Consider the following 17,191-nt stretch of genomic DNA (forward strand, 5'->3'; position numbering starts at 1 on the left):
TGCATTGCATTGTGCGGTGGACAAAAATGGCTGCATAGGTAAATCCCATGCTATGCATTTTTTGAAAATATTTTATTGATCCGGTCGTGGCGCGTAGATTCAGTCGGCATAGGAACGGCCATACGAGCCTCTCGGAAGGACATAGCCATGACAGCGGAAACTACTTCGATCGACACGCTCGTGGTCGGCGCAGGCCAGGCCGGCGTCGCAATGAGCGAACATCTGAGCCGGCACGGCGTGCCGCATCTCGTGCTGGAACGCGCGCGCATTGCGGAGCGCTGGCGCACGGGTCGATGGGACTCGCTCGTGGCGAATGGCCCTGCGTGGCACGATCGCTTTCCCAATCTCGAGTACGCGCAGACGGCGCCCGACGGCTTTCCGCCGAAAGAAGAAATCGCGGACTATTTCGTCGCCTATGCGAAGAAATTCGATGCGCCTATACGCACCGGCGTCGAAGTGAAGAAGGTCGTGCGCAACAGGGGGCGTCCGGGTTTTACCGTCGAGACGTCCGATGGCGTGATCGAAGCGAAGCGCGTGGTCGTCGCGACCGGGCCGTTTCAGAAGCCCGTGATTCCGCCGATCGCACCGCAAGACGCATCGCTCACGCAAATTCATTCCGCTGATTACCGCAATCCGCAGCAATTGCCCGCAGGCGGCGTGCTGGTCGTGGGCGCGGGATCGTCGGGCGTGCAGATCGCCGATGAATTGCAGCGTGCGGGGCGCCGCGTCTATCTGTCGGTGGGCGCGCACGATCGACCGCCGCGCGCCTATCGCGGCCGCGACTTCTGCTGGTGGCTCGGCGTGCTCGGCGAGTGGGACGCCGAAGTCATGAAGCCGGGCCGCGAACATGTGACCATTGCGGTGAGCGGCGCGCGCGGCGGGCAAACGGTCGACTTTCGCCGGCTCGCGCATCAGGGCATCACGCTCGTCGGTTTGACAAAAGCGTTCGAGAACGGCGTGGCTCGCTTCAATGACGATCTCGCAGAAAACATTGCACGGGGCGATCAAAACTATCTGTCGCTGCTCGATGCCGCCGACATGTACGCCACCCGCAATGGCCTCGATCTTCCCGCTGAACCGGAAGCACGCATGATCCCGGCCGATCCGGATTGCGTCACAAATCCGCTGCTCGAACTCGATCTCGCGCAAGCAGGCGTAAGCTCGATCATCTGGGCGACGGGCTATGTCACCGACTTCAGCTGGCTGCAAGTCGATGCCTTCGACGAGAACGGCAAGCCGAAGCACCAGCGAGGGGTATCGAAGGAACCGGGTATTTATTTTCTCGGCTTGCCGTGGCTCTCGCGACGCGGCTCCGCTTTTATCTGGGGCGTGTGGCACGACGCGAAACACGTCGCGGATCACATCGTCACGCAACGCAAATATCAGGCGTATTACGACTCGCCGCATGACCACGCGGCCAAGCCCCACAGCGAAGAAAGCGTACAAGCCAACTGAACCGAATCAGGTGAATCGATGAGCCAACCGACGCATACGCGTATCCGCATGTTCAACACGAAGGATACGTATCCGAATCAGACACTCGACAACGATCTCTGCCAGGCCGTGCGCGCGGGCAATACCGTCTATGTTCGCGGCCAAGTGGGCACGGATTTCGAAGGCAATCTCGTCGGACTCGGCGATGCGCGCGCGCAGGCCGAACAGGCGATGAAGAACGTGAAGCAGTTGCTCGAAGAAGCGGGCAGCGACCTCTCGCACATCGTCAAGACGACGACGTACCTGACGGACGTGCGGTATCGCGAGCCGGTGTACAGGGAAGTCGGCAAGTGGCTCAAGGGCGTGTTTCCCATTTCGACCGGGCTGACCGTCGTCGCGTTGGGTCAGCCGCAATGGCTCATGGAGATCGACGTGATCGCCGTGATCCCCGATGGATGGACCCCCGAAGCGTAAAGGACACCTAATGACTTTCTCTATCGTCGGTCGGTGTGACAAAACGGGGCAGCTCGGCATTGCCATCAGTTCGTCGAGCATCGCGGTCGGCGCGCGTTGTCCGTGGCTGCGCGCGGGCGTCGGTGCCGTGGCGACGCAAAACGTCACACTGCCCGCGCTCGGGCCGCAGATTCTCGATCTTCTGGCCGATAAGCGGCTCGCGCCAGCGGAGGCGCTGCAACAGGCGCTCGATGCGAACGAATGGCGCGAGTATCGGCAGGTTACGGTCATCGACGCGCAAGGGCGCACCGCATTTTTCAGCGGCAAGGAAGCGCTCGGCACGCATCACGCAGTCGCGGGCGATCAGTGCGTCGCGGCGGGCAACATGCTGGCCGGCACGCATGTCATCGAAGCGATGCCGCCCGCATTTGCGCAAGCTGACGGCCTGCTTGCGGATCGCTTGCTGGCGGCCATGCAAGCGGCTATGGCCGCAGGCGGCGAGGCGGGCCCCGTTCATTCGGCCGCGCTGAAGATCGTGAGCGATCTGAGCTGGCCGCTCGTCGATTTGCGCGTGGATTGGGCCGACGACGACCCCATCGGCAAGCTCCGCGACTTGTGGACCGCCTACGCGCCGCAGATGAAGGACTACGTGACGCGCGCGCTGAATCCGACCGCCGCGCCGAGCTATGGAGTGCCGGGCGATGAATGAGATGCGAAGCCGTGCGCTACTCGAAAAGCTGATCGGCTTCGCGACGGTCAGCCGAGATTCGAATCTCGCGCTGATCGAGTTCGTTCGTGATTATCTCGCGCAACATGGCGTCGAATGCGAGCTCTTTCATAACGACGAGCGCACCAAGGCGAGTCTCTTTGCCACCATCGGCCCGCGCGATCGCGGCGGCATTGCGTTGTCCGGACATACGGATGTCGTGCCCGTCGATGGGCAGGCATGGACCGTCGATCCGTTCAAACTCGTCGAGAAAGAAGGGCGGCTTTATGGACGCGGCACGGCGGACATGAAGGGCTATCTCGCGTCGGTGTTGGCAGCGGTGCCGACGTTCATCGAACGCGACCTCAAGATGCCCGTGCATCTGGCCTTTTCATATGACGAAGAGATCGGATGCCTGGGCGTGCGTCCGATGCTCGCGCAACTCGCGCAACGGGAACACAAGCCGGTGCTGTGTCTCATCGGCGAGCCGACGGAACTCAAGCCCGTGCTCGGACACAAGGGCAAGCTCGCGATGCGCTGCTGCGTGAAGGGCGCGCCGTGCCATTCGGCGTACGCGCCGTATGGCGTCAACGCCATTCAATACGCGGCGCGCCTGATCAATCACCTCGACGAGATCGGCGAAGAACTCGCGCGGCCCGAGCATCGCGACGAACGGTTCGATCCGCCTTACTCGACGGTGCAGACCGGCGTCATCAAGGGCGGTCGCGCGCTCAACATCGTGCCGGCCGAATGCGATTTCGACTTCGAAGTGCGCGCCTTGCCCGGCTTCGATGCGAACGAGGTCGCGCAACGTCTGCAAAGCTACGCCGAGTCCACGCTGCTGCCGAAGATGCGCGCGGTCAAGCCCGATACCGGTATCAGTTTGCAGCCGTTGTCGGCTTATCCGGGTCTTGCCACGCCGCCCGACAGCGAAGCCGCGCAGCTTCTTGCGCTGATCGCCGGATCGGCGGAATTCGGCACGGTCGCGTTCGGCACGGAAGGCGGCCTCTTTGAGCAGGCCGGCATTCCGACCGTCGTTTGCGGGCCGGGCAGCATGGATCAGGGGCATAAGCCCGACGAGTTCGTCACGGTGGAGCAATTGCGCGACTGCGATGCCATGCTGCTTCGCCTTGCCGACTACTTGTCGAATTAAGAGCGGCTCGGTGGATCGAGGCGGTATGCGGGTCCGTGTCTTGCTTCGTGCCTGCGGGCGTGGACGCCGGGGCTGTACGCAACCTCGCGTCGCATACGCGCGATCACTCACTACCGGGTACGAAAAGACACTATGAAATTGAAAGCATCGATGTTCGTCGCCGCCGTTCTTGCTGCGGCAACCGTAGGCCAGGCGCAAGCCGCAGGATGCCTGAAAGGCGCAGCGGTGGGGGGTGTCGGGGGACATTTCGTAGGGAAGGGCCATGCGGTACTGGGTGCGGCCGGCGGTTGTCTTGTCGGTCGACACATGGCGAACAAGAAAGCCAAGGAGGACGCGGCTGCTCGCACGCAGGCGCAGAACTCGGCGCAGGATCAATCCAACGCGCAGGCCGCAAGGTCCCCGCAATAACGATCCGGGGTTTGCCGTCAGCGTTGCACTCGCTGCGTGTACCGCAAGGGTTCTTACTGCACTTGGGCGATGTGCTGCGCCGGATGCAAAGCGGCGCGTATCCTCGCCCGAATGCACACGTGACGTGTTCTACGGCGACGCGGAACCGCACGCCGCAGCGCAATGCAACGCTGCTTTCTCCGCCCCTTAACAGCCGTTCATACCCCGCCACGCAGCCCGCTCTGCCGACGACGCGTTGCCGCGCGACGCATGTCGTTGGTGGCCTCGGCAAACGCCGCAGTCGGACGCGTTAACGGTGAGCGGCGAAATAACTTGAGTCGAATGCGCAGCCTAACCTGCGGACTCTCACGCTGCCCGGTGCGGCCAAGCCAGCGTCCCATCGGTCACTCCTACCTTTCGAGCAGTGCAATAACGAGTGGCGGGAGCACATCAATTCAATTGTCCGACCGCGCTGCCGATAAGCATTGACGTTCATACTCAAATAGCGGTAGCGCGCGACTGACGTATCGCATTGCTCACGCGCCAAAATCAAAGCACGATGCAAAACCTCTCGATTCGGGCGCGGCTTGCGCTCGCCATGGCTTTCCTCGGTTCGATGCTGAGCCTTTCGGTAGGCTTCGGGCTTCACGGCACCAGCGCGACCCACGAATCGGCGAGAGACATCGCCGAGAATTCGCTCTCAGCCGTCAACGCACTCGGCATATCGAGCCATACGACCACGCGGGCGCGGCTGTCGCTCGATTAATGAATTTACGCGATCGAATGGCGGTGCGCTCGACGACTTGCGAAGCGGCGCGCAAACGCTGATCCGCACGTCCCAGGGACCGTCACTTCTCTCAACCGCGTGACAACACGTTATGGATACCGTAGACCACCACTCTGCTTTCGACGACGACTCGCTAAGAGACGAGGCACGTGCGTTGAGCCTCAGCATCGAAGTCATTCGCCGGGCTCGCGGGCGAAGAAATCCGCGCGACTGCCGACCGGGTAGCGACGAGTGGACTCATGTCTCCCTCGAATTCGTGCGTGATTTGCGCTGGGCCTTGGGCCTCGCCAACGACGAGACCTCGGACCCGCCCAAAACTGAGAAGTGATCAGGCGATGGCGTCGCGTTACGAGGCCAAAGCCTCCTCGCACGGTAAAGCTTTCGACGCAGGCACCGTTAAGGAAAGCACAAGCCAGTGAGAGACCAAACCATAATGAAACGTACGAACGACAGCGCAGACAAGCCGGATCGAATCAATGATCCGTGTGCACCGAACGACAGTAGCGCCAGGCCTTCGGACGTCAATACGGCCAAAGTCGGATTCATCAAGATGCTACTGAAAGTCGGTGCCTATAAGGTCGATTCAGCGGCTGTAGCCAACCGAATGCTGAGCAGCATAAGACATCGCCTGTCGACGGCATCGCGCTGAGCAAGGCTTGCGAGAGCGCCGGGAATTTGCGGATAGCAGCGCCATTCCGATCCGGCGATAATGACGTCATTCGACGGACGGGTAAGCGCGAGCATGGAAAAGGCCGAGTGGTTTTTCGACGTCGTATCTCCGTTTTCCTATTTGGCTTTTCACCGCATCGAGGCATTGCGGGATCGTCTGGACATTCAGCCGGTGCCGATTCTCTTCGCTGCGCTCCTCAAGCACTGGGGAACGCTCGGGCCGGCCGAGATTGCGCCCAAGCGCATTCACACGTATCAATTCTGCGTCTGGCTTGCCGGCCGCCAGGGCGTGCCTTTCTCGATGCCGCCGCGTCATCCGTTCAATCCTCTTGCCGCACAGCGCCTGCTCGTGTCATTGGGCGCGCGCACGGCCGATGTCGGTCAAGCGCTCGACTTCGTTTTCGCGCACGGACGTGATCCCGAACTCGAATTTCAAGCGTTGGCCGAGCGACTCGGTGTCGACGACGCGCAAGAGCGCATCGGCTCGGCGGATGTCAAACGGCAACTCAAGGACAACACGCAACGCGCGATCGACCTGGGCGTCTTCGGCGTGCCGACACTGGTCTTGCGAGATCGGCTGTTCTGGGGAGGCGATGCCGTCGACTGGGCCGAGGACTTCTATTCGCGGCCGACGCTTTTCGATGAACCGGCCTATGCGGCGGCGGCGCAAACCGAGGTCGGAGTGAGGCGCTGATCGAGCATGGATGTGAACTCTCATCGGCGGCCTCTGACATACGATGCTTAGTTCGCTGTACTTACAATTCCGCGTCCGCGCGGATCGGCGGAGAAGGGCGCGTTGTCCCGAAAGAGGCTGCCGTTTCCTGCAACGGACCGTCCGATGCGGCAAACTGTGAGCCACCGTTGACTGCCACCTGAGAAAGCCATGAAGAAACTGATCAACAGCCCAAATGACGCCGTGCGTGAGATGCTCGAAGGCGTCGCGCGTCAAGCGCCCCACGTCGCGATTCTCGGCGCTGAAAACGTGCTCGTGCGGCGGGAGCAGAACGAAGCCACGGACCGCCCGGTGTCGGTGATATCGGGCGGCGGCAGCGGCCACGAACCCGCGCATGGCGGCTACGTCGGCGCGGGCATGCTGAGCGCCGCGGTCTGTGGCGAAGTGTTCACGTCGCCGCCCACAGACGCCGTGCTTGCCGCGATTCGCGCCACCGCCGGTTCACGTGGCGCGGTACTCATCGTCAAGAACTACACGGGCGATCGCCTGAACTTCGGCTTGGCCGCGGAACTGGCGCGCGCCGAGGGCATCCCGGTCGAGGTCGTCGTCGTGGCCGACGACGTTTCCCTGCGCGATGAAACGGCGGGCGATCGTCGGCGCGGCATTGCAGGGACCGTGCTCGTACACAAGGTCACGGGCGCCGCAGCCACGCGTGGAATGACGCTCGAAGAAGTCGCGTCCGTTGCGCGCCTTGCGGCGGCGAATCTCGGCACGATGGGCGTCGCGCTCGATGGCTGCACGATCCCCGGCGCGGAAAAATCGGGCTTTACGCTCGGCGATGACGAGATCGAGTTGGGACTCGGCATCCACGGTGAGAAGGGCGTCGAGCGTACCGCGATGCTCGCCGCCGATGCGCTTTGCGACCTGCTTGTTTCGAGCATCGTCGATGAACTGGCGCTCACGAGCGGCGAGCGAGTGGCGTTGCTGGTCAACGGGCTCGGGGGCACGCCGCAGATGGAACTCGATGTCGTGTTCCGAGCTGCTCACGAAAATCTTGCTGCACGGGGCATTCGAATCGAGCGCGCGTGGGCCGGGACCTTTCTCTCGGCGCTGGACATGCCGGGCTGCTCCGTCTCGCTGCTGCGGGTGGACGACGCAACGCTGAACCTCCTGGATGCACCGACCGAAGCGCGTGCATGGCCCGGTGCTGGCATGGTCAATCGCGACATTCGTATCGACAGTCCCACGCAGCCATCCCCGAGCGCAGCAGCCGTGCGCGGAGAGCCGAGTCAATGGACGCGCGCCATGAAAGCGGCGCTTGAATCCGTGGCGAATGCATTGATCGAAAACGAACCGAGGCTTACCGAACTCGATTCCGTCGCCGGCGATGGAGACCTCGGCGCGAGCATGAAGCGCGCCGCGCACGCCCTGCTCGAAGTGAGTGAAAGCGATCTGGACACGCCCGCAGGCGCGCTTGCGGCATTGAGCGTGGTGCTGCGCCGCGCCATCGCGGGCAGTTCGGGGCCGTTCTATGCGACCGCGTTGATGCGCGCGTCGCGGCACTTGGCAGAGATCGACAACCCAACGGCGCTGGATTGGGCGCACGCATTCAGAGCGGCCGTCGAGGCTATCAGCGATCTGGGTGGAGCGAAAGCAGGCGATCGAACGATGCTCGATGCACTTTTCCCCGCCGTGTCCGCCTATGAAGAGGCGCTGACTTCCGGCAGTCCCGTGAATAAGGCTTGGGAAGTGGCAGTGTCGGCGGCGCAGCAGGGCGCGCAGAACACCGCGCAGATGACGCCGAGAGCGGGTCGCGCGAGCTATCTCGGCACGCGCGCCGTGGGTTCGCCGGACGCAGGCGCGGTGGCTGTCTCGCTGTGGCTTGCGGCGCTGTCGCCGCATATCGGTGCCGGTCAACGCAGCATCGACTGACCGCGTCACCGAAAACGCCCAACGGTGGCCGCTTGCGCGAGCATGCGGCCACCTCGGTCGCGTTACTTCGTGCCGACGGTTTGCAACGGCACCCACTTGCCATTGGCGACCTTATAGACCGTCACGCCGCCGTATTTCAGGTCGCCGTAATTGTCGTATGACAGCTCGCTCGTGGTCACGCCCTTCATGTTCGTGTTCTTGAGAGCGGTGAGGAACACGCGCGGATCGGTGGAATCCGCTTTCTTCATCGCGTTGAAAACAGCCATGGTGCCGTCGTACGCGTAGGGCGCGTACAGTTCGACCGGCTTGCTGAAGTGCGCCTCGTAGTGCTCGGCGAACGCGTGGCCGCCCGGCATCTGCGCAAGCGGACTTCCTTCCGATGCCGCCAGCGTGCCTTCAGCCGCTCCGCCTGCGATCTTGATCAGGTTCTCGGACTGAAGCATGTCCGGGCCGATCAACACCGCCTTGATCGCGAGCGAGCGCATTTGCTTCAGCATCGGCGCGGCTTGCGTATCGGCGCCGCCGTAGAAGACCGCATCCACGTCAGCGGACTTGATCTTCGTGAGAATCGCGCGGAAATCGACGGCCTTATCTGTTGTGTACTCCTGATCAACGATAGTTGCGCCCGCCGCTTTCGCCGCCTTCGCGAACTCTTCGGCGACGCCCTGACCGTACGCGGTGCGGTCATCGACGATGGCGAGCCGCTTGAACTTGAGGCCCTTCGCGACGTATTCGCCGAGCACGCTGCCGAGCTGCGTATCGGACGTCAGCAGGCGAAAGGTGGTCGGCAAGCCGAGCCGCGTGTACGAGGGCGCCGTTGCCATCGCGACTTCGGGGATGCCCGCTTTCGCATAGATGGGCGCGGCCGGAATGCTGGTGCCGGAGTTGTAGTGGCCGATGACGGCGACCACGCCATCGTCCACGAGCTTCTGAGCGACCGTGGTGCCCGTGCGCGGATCGGCCTGATCGTCCTGTGCGTTGAGCACGAATTGCACGGGCTGCCCTCCGATAACCGGTTTCGTCGCATTCATGTCTGCAATCGCGAGTTCGACGCCGCTTCGGAAATCCGCGCCGTAGTGCGCCTGGCCGCCGGTAAGCGGCGCCGCAAAGCCGATCTGCACGTTCTGCGGCGATGCGGACGCAGCGAGCGCATGCGATGCGCCGGCAAAAGTGGAGCACGCAAGCAGCGCGGCCGATACGTACGAAGTGGCGACTTTCATTGTCTCAGGCATCCTCTTTGGTTTGATCGTGTGTCGTAGTGTTGGTGTTCTTTGTTGGCTTCTCATCGGCGCCGTCCCAGCGGCGCGCACAAATATACGAAGCCGAAGATCGCCGCGTCTTGCGGGAAATAATCAGTCGCAATGCAGAAATCCGCATAGCTGCGCGGCGTTCGGGCGGCAGAGGCGTTATGCGCGTTGACTAGTCGGGTTTGTACCCGGGTTTGTACCCGTGTGTGCCGCACGCGAAGCTATGCCGATTTCATCACTCGCGCAGACGCGATCGGCCAAGACGCTGGCAGTGCGCGCGCTTACCATTGGCTCATGAACACACTCACTCATATCGAAGTCGTCGACTCGCATACCGGCGGAGAGCCGACTCGACTCGTCATCGCGGGCGGCCCCGATCTCGGTCGCGGTCCGCTGTCCGAACGTCTCGAGATTTTTCGCCGGGACTACGACCGCGTGCGCGCCGGCATCGTCAACGAACCACGCGGCTCGGACGTGATGGTCGGCGCGTTGTTGTGCGAACCGCACGACGCATCGTGCTCGGCGGGCGTCATCTTCTTCAATAACGTCGGCTTTCTCGGCATGTGCGGTCACGGCACCATCGGGCTCGTCGTTTCGCTCGCGCATCTCGGGCGCATCCAGCCCGGCGTGCATCGCATAGAAACCCCTGTCGGTGTCGTCGAAGCCGAACTGCACAGCGATCTCAGCGTGACCGTGCGCAACGTTCCCGCGTACCGTTACCGTGTGCAAGTGCCGCTCGACGTGCCGAAGCTCGGGCGCGTTCATGGCGATATCGCGTGGGGCGGCAACTGGTTTTTCCTCGTTTCCGATCATGGTCAGGCGCTCGATTTCGCCCGCGTCGAATCACTGACGGACGTTGCATGGGCGATTCGTGAAGCCCTCGAAGCGAACGGCATCACGGGCGAGAGCGGCGCGCTCATCGACCATATCGAACTGTTCGCCGAATCGCCGACGCCCGATGTCGATAGCCGCAACTTCGTGCTGTGCCCCGGCAAGGCGTACGACCGCTCGCCGTGCGGAACGGGCACGAGCGCGAAGATCGCCTGCCTCGCGGCCGATGGCCTGCTCGCGCCCGGCGCGCTCTGGCGGCAGGAAAGCATCGTCGGCAGTGTGTTTGAGGCGCGCTATGAAAGCATGGGCGATGACGCGGCGGGACGCGTGCGGCCCAGCATTCGCGGAACCGCGCACGTGAACGCCCAAGCGAAGCTCGTCTTTTCCAGCGACGATCCGTTCGCGTGGGGCATTCGCACGTGAAAGCCAGTGCCGTCTCGGGACATGCTTGCCCGGATGTGATCGTGATCGGCGCGGGCATCGTCGGCGCGGCCTGCGCGCGCGAGCTCGCGAGCAAGGGCCTGAATGTCCTCGTGCTCGATCGCGCGGGAATCGGCGGGGGCGTGACGGCGGCGGGCATGGGCCACGTCGTGGTGATGGACGATACGCCCGCTGAATTCGCGCTGTCGTCGTGGTCGCGTCAGTTATGGCTCGACCTCGCGCCGCCTCTCGACAAGCGTCAGGCTTTCGTGCGTTGCGGCACGCTATGGGTTGCCGCCGACGACGAAGAATTCGATCTCGCGCAGGAGCGTCGAGATTCGCTCGCGCGCGAAAATATCGCATGCGACATGCTGGATGCGCAGCAGTTGCGCGAAGCGGAGCCCGAACTGCGCGAGGGCTTCAGGGGCGGCATGATCGTTCCCGATGATGCGGTTGTGTACGCGCCGGCCGCCGCTGCGTGGCTGATCGCGGACGCGTCGGGCGAAGGCCGCGTGAGTTGCAGGCTAGACGCAACGGTCGCGCGATTGACGCGCGAGGGGGTCGTGCTTGCGAGCGGCGAAGTCATCGCGGCGGGCGCGGTTCTCGTCGCGAATGGCTTGCAGGCCATCGACTTGATTCCCGATTTGCCGATGCAGGCGAAGAAGGGGCATCTGCTCATCACGGATCGCTATCCGGGCACCATCCGGCATCAGATACTTGAACTCGGCTATATCAAGAGCGCGCACAACGCGAGCGGCACGTCGGTGGCGTTCAACGTGCAGCCGCGTCCGACCGGGCAATTGCTGATCGGCTCGTCACGGCAGTTCGACAACGTGGATTCGACCGTCGAACCCCAAATCATGGCCCGCATGCTTCGGCGCGCGAGCGAGTATCTTCCCCGGCTGCCTGCGCTCAATGCGATCCGCGCGTGGACCGGCTTTCGGCCCTCGACGCTCGACGGCCTGCCGCTCATCGGCCCGGCTGCGCACTTTATCCACAGCGACGCGGCACACGTTCCGGTGTGGATTGCGACGGGACACGAGGGACTGGGCGTGACGACGGCGCTCGCCACCGCGAAGCTGATCGCCGCGCAGATGACGGGCGCGTCGTCTCAGTTGCCGATCGACCCGACGCCGTACCTGCCCTCGCGATTTCAGACGAGCCGCGTGACAGGCGGCGCCAGCAACGGAGCCGTGCATGTCTGAGCAATGGTTGACGGTCCGGATCGATGGACGCGCCTTGAGCGTGGCGAGCGGCAGTTCGGTGCTGGCGGCCGTGGCCCTCGCTGCGGGTGGAGCGGGTTTCGTCACGCGGCGCTCGGTGAGCGGTGACGCCCGTGGCCCGCTGTGCGGCATGGGCATCTGCCAGGAATGCAGGGTGACGATTGATGGCGTGCGGCATCGGCTCGCCTGTCAGACCTTGTGCGCGCAGGGTATGTCGGTCGAGACCGGAAGCACGACATAATGAAGTTCGATGTCCTTATTATCGGCGCGGGTCCTGCGGGACTTCATGCGGCGCGCGTTGCGGCAGAAGCGGGCGTGCAGGTCGGCATCATCGACGATAACGCGCTGCCCGGCGGGCAAATCTGGCGGCAAGGGCCGCAACACGCGCCGAAAGGCCCGGCGCGCGCCGCCATCGACGCGCTTGCCCGGCACCAGAACATCGCACGACTTTGCGGTACGCGCGTGGTGCAATCACTGCCCGGTAAGACGCTGCTCGTCGAAGATGCCGCGCGCGGCTATCGAGTCGGCTACGAGAAGCTGATTGTGGCGACGGGCGCGCGCGAACGTTTTCTGCCGTATCCCGGCTGGACCTTGCCGGGCGTGACGGGCGCGGGCGGCTTGCAGGCGCTGGTCAAGGGCGGCATGCCGGTCGCGGGGCAGCGTGTCGTGGTGGCGGGCACCGGGCCGCTTCTTTGGGCCGCAGCCATCACGGCGCGTCGACACGGCGCTACGGTCGCGGCTATCGTCGAGCAGGCTTCGGCAAGCCATGTTCGGCGCTTCGCTGCCGGGCTGTTGAAGACGCCCGCGAAGCTCGTTCAGGCGGCGCGCATGCGCTTCGATTTGGGCGCGACGCCGTATTATCGCGGCGCTTACGTCGCAGAAGCGCACGGCGAGACGCATCTAACGCGCGTGCGCGTGCGTCATGGCGACGAAGACATCGATATCGATTGCGATCGCCTCGCTTGCGCATATGGACTCGTGCCGAACGTTCAGGTCGGCATCGCGCTCGGCTGTCGGATTGTCGATGCACCGTTCGAGACAGCATTACGTGTGGACGAATGGCAGGCCACTTCCGTGCCCGATGTCTATGCCGCAGGCGAATGCACGGGCGTGGGCGGCATGGAGCTTGCCGCGCTCGAAGGCCGAATAGCCGCGCATGCGGCAATGGGCAATCGCGAGCAAGCGCGGAAATTCTTTTCGGCGCGCGACGCTTATCGGCAATTCGCGCGACGCATGCACGAGGCGTTCGCGCTGAATCCTCAGCTTCGCACGTTAGCCCAGCCGGACACCATCTTGTGCCGATGCGAAGACGTCGCTTTCGGCGATGCGTCGAAGTATCGCTCGTGGCGCGATGCGAAGTTGCACACGCGCTGCGGCATGGGTCCTTGTCAAGGAAAGATCTGCGGAGAAGCGGCTGCGTTCTGTTTCGGCTGGAAGACGGATGCGCAACGCCCGCCATTCGTGCCGGCGCGCATAGCAACGCTACTGGAGGTCGAGCCGCCTCTCGTTGACGATCGTGCGCAATGAAGTCGAATCGGCACACCATGCGTCTTTGTGCCGATTTCGTCACTGACCAACAGGAATCGACGCAAGCCTTAATGCTTCTGACTTGTGATACTGCGGCATATCGCCAGCGGTATCGGCGAGTTCAATCAACGAATCATCGTCACCGAATGTCGAGGGCAACAACATGGGCAACAACATCTTCACGGGCACCATTCCGGCGCTCATGACGCCGTGCACGGCCGAGCGCACGCCGGACTACGACGCGCTCGTCTCCAAAGGCCGCGAGCTCGTCGGTCTGGGCATGAACGCGGTGGTGTACTGCGGATCGATGGGTGACTGGCCCCTTCTGAGCGAAGCGCAGCGTCAGGAAGGCGTGGCGCGGCTGGTCGATGCCGGCGTCCCGACTATCGTCGGCACTGGTGCGGTGAATTCGCGGGAAGCCGTATCGCATGCAGCGCAAGCGGCGAAGGTCGGTGCCAGCGGGCTGATGGTCATTCCGCGCGTGCTTTCGCGCGGTGCGTCGCCCGCCGCGCAAAAGGCGCACTTTTCTGCCATTCTCGAAGCGGCGCCTGCGCTCCCCGCAGTCATCTATAACAGCCCTTACTATGGCTTTGCCACGCGTGCCGATCTGTTTTTCGAGCTGCGGGCGAAGTATCCGAACCTGATCGGGTTCAAGGAGTTCGGCGGTGCGGCGGACATGCGCTATGCAGCGGAGAACATCACCAGCCAGGACGAGAACGTCACCTTGATGGTCGGCGTGGACACGCAAGTCTTTCACGGCTTCGTCAACTGCGGCGCGCGAGGTGCGATCACCGGCATCGGCAATGCGTTGCCGCGCGAAGTCTTGCAGCTGGTCGATCTGTGCCGCAAAGCGAGCGATGGAGATATGACGGCGCGTCGTCAGGCACGTGAACTCGAAAGCGCGCTTGCAGTGCTTTCATCGTTCGACGAAGGCACGGATCTGGTGCTGTACTACAAATACCTGATGGTGCTCAACGGCGAGAAGGAATACACGCTTCATTTCAATGAGACGGATGCACTGAGCGAAGCGCAGCGCCGCTATGCCGAGACGCAATTCGAATTGTTCAAGAAGTGGTATGCCGGTTGGTCGAAAGAGGTGAGTGCGTGACCCTTGGTTGAAAAAGAGCGGCTTCGGAAGGGGCCGCGCATAACCTCTCTCGACTGCGCTTTGTGCACCGAGGTATTCGCCCGATTCATGGCATCATGACGCACACCTTCACACTACTCGGAGAGCATGCGTCATGGCCACTTACATTGTTTTCACAAGAGAGAGCACGCAGGATCAGAGTGAACTCGACCAGTATCAAAGCAAGGTCGGCGAAACCCTGCAAGGTCATCCGGTAAAAGTTCTCGCCGCGTACGGACCTCAGCAAGTCCTCGAAGGCGACGCGCCCGAGGGGGTCGTGATCGTAGAGTTTCCGTCTACTGCCGCGGCGCGTGCGTGGTACGACAGTTCGGCATATCAAGAGGTCGCGCAGCACCGATTCCGAGGTGCGCGGTATCGCGCCGTTCTTGTCGAAGGTGTGTAGCGCGAACCGCCAGTGAGCGATCGACCCGATTTGCCCGGGCGATCGTCTCAGGCGCTATAAACTTCTCTCTCCAAGAGTCACGTGCAGTTCCCGAGATCGGCGTCGGTCTCTATGTGACTTTACGGACCCGCTTCTTTTACTTCCTTCTTCTCTCCATCCGATCGCGTGCTGTGCTCCGACACGAGAAGCTCGCCGATCATGCAGGTTTCCTAAACGCCCGTAGCAGAGGTTCGATGCCTTCGTGCCGTTGAAGATGCGGTACGGCAGGTTCACTTGCATCCCGGATTAATGGCGCCCTAAGCAGGGGCATTGTCCCTATACGCGAAGCCAAGTGCGAGCCTTGCACAGCTACCACGGTACAACCCCAAAGCAATTAGAACTACAAACGATCACTCCTTCGGTATTGCCCTCCGTCGATGGCTCATTCGCGCGCCGATCCGCCAAGTAACTCACCGCCTCATCGCCGGACTGAGGCAACAGTTAAACTTAATCGATTCGTATGAATAATAAGAGCCTCGCGGCGGACATGTAGACACGACGACCACTTTCAAAATTTATCGGAAATACCTACTCGTTCCGAGCCGACCGTTACAAGAACTCCGAATAAACCTATTAATTGGAGGTCATTTTTCATGCAAAAAGTCTGATCTTTCTCAGAAAGAGAAGTACTGCTAGCAGTTTTATCTCCTTACGGTATGAGAATACGCTCGTGCTTTGCTCTTTCTTTCTGTTACATCGCGAAACCCATTCGGTAGATTCGGGACATTAAACTTCGGCCTCCTTGAGCAAACATGAATAATTTCCCGTGTCGACGAATAGTCTACTTAAAGCACAGAGCGAAAATTCCCTGATCGGCGTTGCGGCCGACGTCAATGCACCCCTCACACGTAGAAAATTCCTGTCGTATGTGATGGCAGGCGCGGGCAGCGCCGCCTTGGCCGCCTGCGGCGGCGGCAGCGAAATGGGCGCCGACGGACTCGGCGATACCGCAGCCGTGGCAAAGGCCGCGTCGTCGAACGGAACGGCTATTCCGCCGGCAGCATCCATCACCGATAGCTCGGGCGCCGTGTGGACGCTCGTTGGCGGTCATGCGGTGCGCAACGGCACGTCGATGAGTACGGGTTCCCCGGTTGCGTACACCACCCTCGTGTACCTCAACGGCGCGATCTATGGCCGCAACACGGCGGGCAACTGGTTCAAGAGCGGGACCACGCCGTGGCAGAACCTCGGCACGGCAGACCCGCGCGTCACCGCTTCGAGCACCGGCTCGCAAGGCACGAGCAACACGAGCACGGCCGGCGTGCTGCAAGACAAGTCGTTCGGCGTGAAGGGCGATGGCTCGAGCAACGACCGCGCGGCGCTTCAGGCTGCCATCGACGGCTCGGTCGGCCAGATCCTGCTGATCACGGGCAAAAGCCGCATCGACGCAACGGGCCTCACGCTGCGCTCGAACACGCATATTCGCTTTGCGCCGGGCGCGTCGATCAAGATGCTGTCGCACAACAGCAGCACGTATCAGATGATGCGCGTGTGGGACGTGAGCAACGTGAACATCGAAGCACCGTACCTCGATGGCAGCAAGGAACTGAACTCCGCCGGTTCCGGCGAATGGGGCATGGGCATCTCGATCAACGGCTCCACCGGCGTCACGATCACCAACCCGACGACGATCAACTGCTGGGGCGACGGCATCTACATCGGCAATAGCCAGAGCGGCTCGAACAAGCCGAGCTCGAACGTGTCGATCAGCGGCCACCACGCGAACGGCTGCCGCCGTCAAGGCGCGACCATCACGTCGGGCAGCGGCATCACGTTCAACAATCCGCTCTGGGAGAACATCTCGGGCACCGCGCCCGCGTATGGTCTCGACATCGAGCCGAACAACAACAATGCAGTGCTTCAGGGCATCAAGATCGTCAGCCCGACGACTCGGGGCTGCTCCGGCGGCGGCATTCTGGTGTACCTCGGCGCCTTCGCCGGGCCGGTCGCGAAGAACGTGGACATTCAGATCACGAACCATATCGACACCTGCACGAGCGATTCGTTTGCGGTCGGCGGTCTGCGGCTGAATGGCTACGTCGTGACGGGCGCGATCACTACCACGAACCCGGTGTGGAAGCGCAACTGGTATCTCAGCCAGTGGGACAGCAACGGCCCGAAGGTGTCGGTCGTGAATCCCAAGATCGGCTAAGCTCGAAAATCGAGCGACATAGCGAACCG

17 protein-coding genes are annotated in these 17,191 nt (G+C 62.5%); 16 read left to right on the plus strand and 1 reads right to left on the minus strand.

All coding sequences use genetic code 11. From position 1 onward, the window contains the following. Positions 1–147 precede the first annotated feature (147 nt). The 9 genes from NCR35_RS25975 (at position 148) to NCR35_RS26010 (ending at position 8,194) form a co-directional block, all read left to right on the plus strand. Complete coding sequence (locus tag NCR35_RS25975; RefSeq protein ID WP_250536793.1) at positions 148–1,455, plus strand: flavin-containing monooxygenase; 1,308 nt, start codon at positions 148–150, stop codon at positions 1,453–1,455. 18 nt (positions 1,456–1,473) lie between these two features. Continuing rightward, positions 1,474–1,908: a RidA family protein gene (locus tag NCR35_RS25980; protein WP_175943322.1), complete on the plus strand. Its 435-nt coding sequence runs from the start codon at positions 1,474–1,476 to the stop codon at positions 1,906–1,908. 10 nt (positions 1,909–1,918) lie between these two features. Next, entirely contained in the window at positions 1,919–2,596 is a 678-nt protein-coding gene (locus NCR35_RS25985) for a DUF1028 domain-containing protein (protein WP_250536794.1), read from the plus strand. Continuing rightward, a complete protein-coding gene (gene argE, locus NCR35_RS25990; RefSeq protein ID WP_250536795.1) occupies positions 2,589–3,746 on the plus strand; it encodes an acetylornithine deacetylase in 1,158 nt (385 codons plus the stop codon). Before NCR35_RS25985 ends, argE begins: the two co-directional genes overlap by 8 nt. 132 nt (positions 3,747–3,878) lie before the next feature. Next, on the plus strand, positions 3,879–4,154 hold the full coding sequence (locus tag NCR35_RS25995; protein WP_250536796.1) for a hypothetical protein: 276 nt from the start codon (positions 3,879–3,881) through the stop codon (positions 4,152–4,154). Between the two features lie 538 nt (positions 4,155–4,692). After that, the gene (locus NCR35_RS26000) at positions 4,693–4,899 is read left to right on the plus strand and encodes a Tar ligand binding domain-containing protein (protein ID WP_250536797.1); all 207 of its coding nucleotides are present in this window, start codon (positions 4,693–4,695) and stop codon (positions 4,897–4,899) included. A 454-nt stretch (positions 4,900–5,353) separates the two neighbouring features. Further along, a complete protein-coding gene (locus NCR35_RS30050; protein ID WP_350029231.1) occupies positions 5,354–5,569 on the plus strand; it encodes a flagellar biosynthesis anti-sigma factor FlgM in 216 nt (71 codons plus the stop codon). Between the two features lie 60 nt (positions 5,570–5,629). Further along, positions 5,630–6,283 (plus strand): 2-hydroxychromene-2-carboxylate isomerase, encoded by a 654-nt coding sequence (locus NCR35_RS26005; protein WP_250536798.1) that lies wholly within the window; start codon positions 5,630–5,632, stop codon positions 6,281–6,283. Between the two features lie 189 nt (positions 6,284–6,472). Next, a complete protein-coding gene (locus NCR35_RS26010; RefSeq protein WP_250536799.1) occupies positions 6,473–8,194 on the plus strand; it encodes a dihydroxyacetone kinase family protein in 1,722 nt (573 codons plus the stop codon). 62 nt (positions 8,195–8,256) lie between these two features. On the opposite strand, the gene NCR35_RS26015 is transcribed toward NCR35_RS26010, so the two are convergent. Next, positions 8,257–9,426 carry a branched-chain amino acid ABC transporter substrate-binding protein gene (locus NCR35_RS26015; RefSeq protein WP_502801725.1) on the minus strand — a complete coding sequence of 390 codons (1,170 nt, stop codon included), beginning with the start codon at positions 9,424–9,426 and terminating at the stop codon, positions 8,257–8,259. A 309-nt stretch (positions 9,427–9,735) separates the two neighbouring features. Here NCR35_RS26015 and NCR35_RS26020 point away from each other — a divergent pair, with 309 nt between their 5' ends. The 7 genes from NCR35_RS26020 to NCR35_RS26050 all read left to right on the plus strand — a co-directional run bounded on the left by NCR35_RS26020 (position 9,736) and on the right by NCR35_RS26050 (position 17,162). Next, positions 9,736–10,695 (plus strand): 4-hydroxyproline epimerase, encoded by a 960-nt coding sequence (locus NCR35_RS26020; protein WP_284503315.1) that lies wholly within the window; start codon positions 9,736–9,738, stop codon positions 10,693–10,695. Continuing rightward, complete coding sequence (locus NCR35_RS26025; protein WP_250536801.1) at positions 10,677–11,897, plus strand: NAD(P)/FAD-dependent oxidoreductase; 1,221 nt, start codon at positions 10,677–10,679, stop codon at positions 11,895–11,897. Before NCR35_RS26020 ends, NCR35_RS26025 begins: the two co-directional genes overlap by 19 nt. Beyond that, positions 11,890–12,156, plus strand: a complete 267-nt coding sequence (locus NCR35_RS26030) for a 2Fe-2S iron-sulfur cluster-binding protein (protein WP_250536802.1) — start codon at positions 11,890–11,892, stop codon at positions 12,154–12,156. The genes NCR35_RS26025 and NCR35_RS26030 overlap by 8 nt, the downstream gene beginning before the upstream one ends. Then, a complete protein-coding gene (locus NCR35_RS26035; RefSeq protein ID WP_250536803.1) occupies positions 12,156–13,442 on the plus strand; it encodes an NAD(P)/FAD-dependent oxidoreductase in 1,287 nt (428 codons plus the stop codon). Before NCR35_RS26030 ends, NCR35_RS26035 begins: the two co-directional genes overlap by 1 nt. Positions 13,443–13,605: 163 nt before the next feature. Further along, a complete protein-coding gene (locus tag NCR35_RS26040) occupies positions 13,606–14,550 on the plus strand; it encodes a dihydrodipicolinate synthase family protein (protein WP_250536804.1) in 945 nt (314 codons plus the stop codon). Between the two features lie 133 nt (positions 14,551–14,683). Next, a complete protein-coding gene (locus tag NCR35_RS26045; RefSeq protein WP_250536805.1) occupies positions 14,684–14,971 on the plus strand; it encodes a DUF1330 domain-containing protein in 288 nt (95 codons plus the stop codon). 961 nt (positions 14,972–15,932) lie between these two features. Beyond that, complete coding sequence (locus NCR35_RS26050) at positions 15,933–17,162, plus strand: right-handed parallel beta-helix repeat-containing protein (protein ID WP_250536806.1); 1,230 nt, start codon at positions 15,933–15,935, stop codon at positions 17,160–17,162. Positions 17,163–17,191: the final 29 nt, after the last annotated feature.

It is taken from the genome of Caballeronia sp. AZ10_KS36 (assembly GCF_023631105.1).
Classification (GTDB): domain Bacteria; phylum Pseudomonadota; class Gammaproteobacteria; order Burkholderiales; family Burkholderiaceae; genus Caballeronia.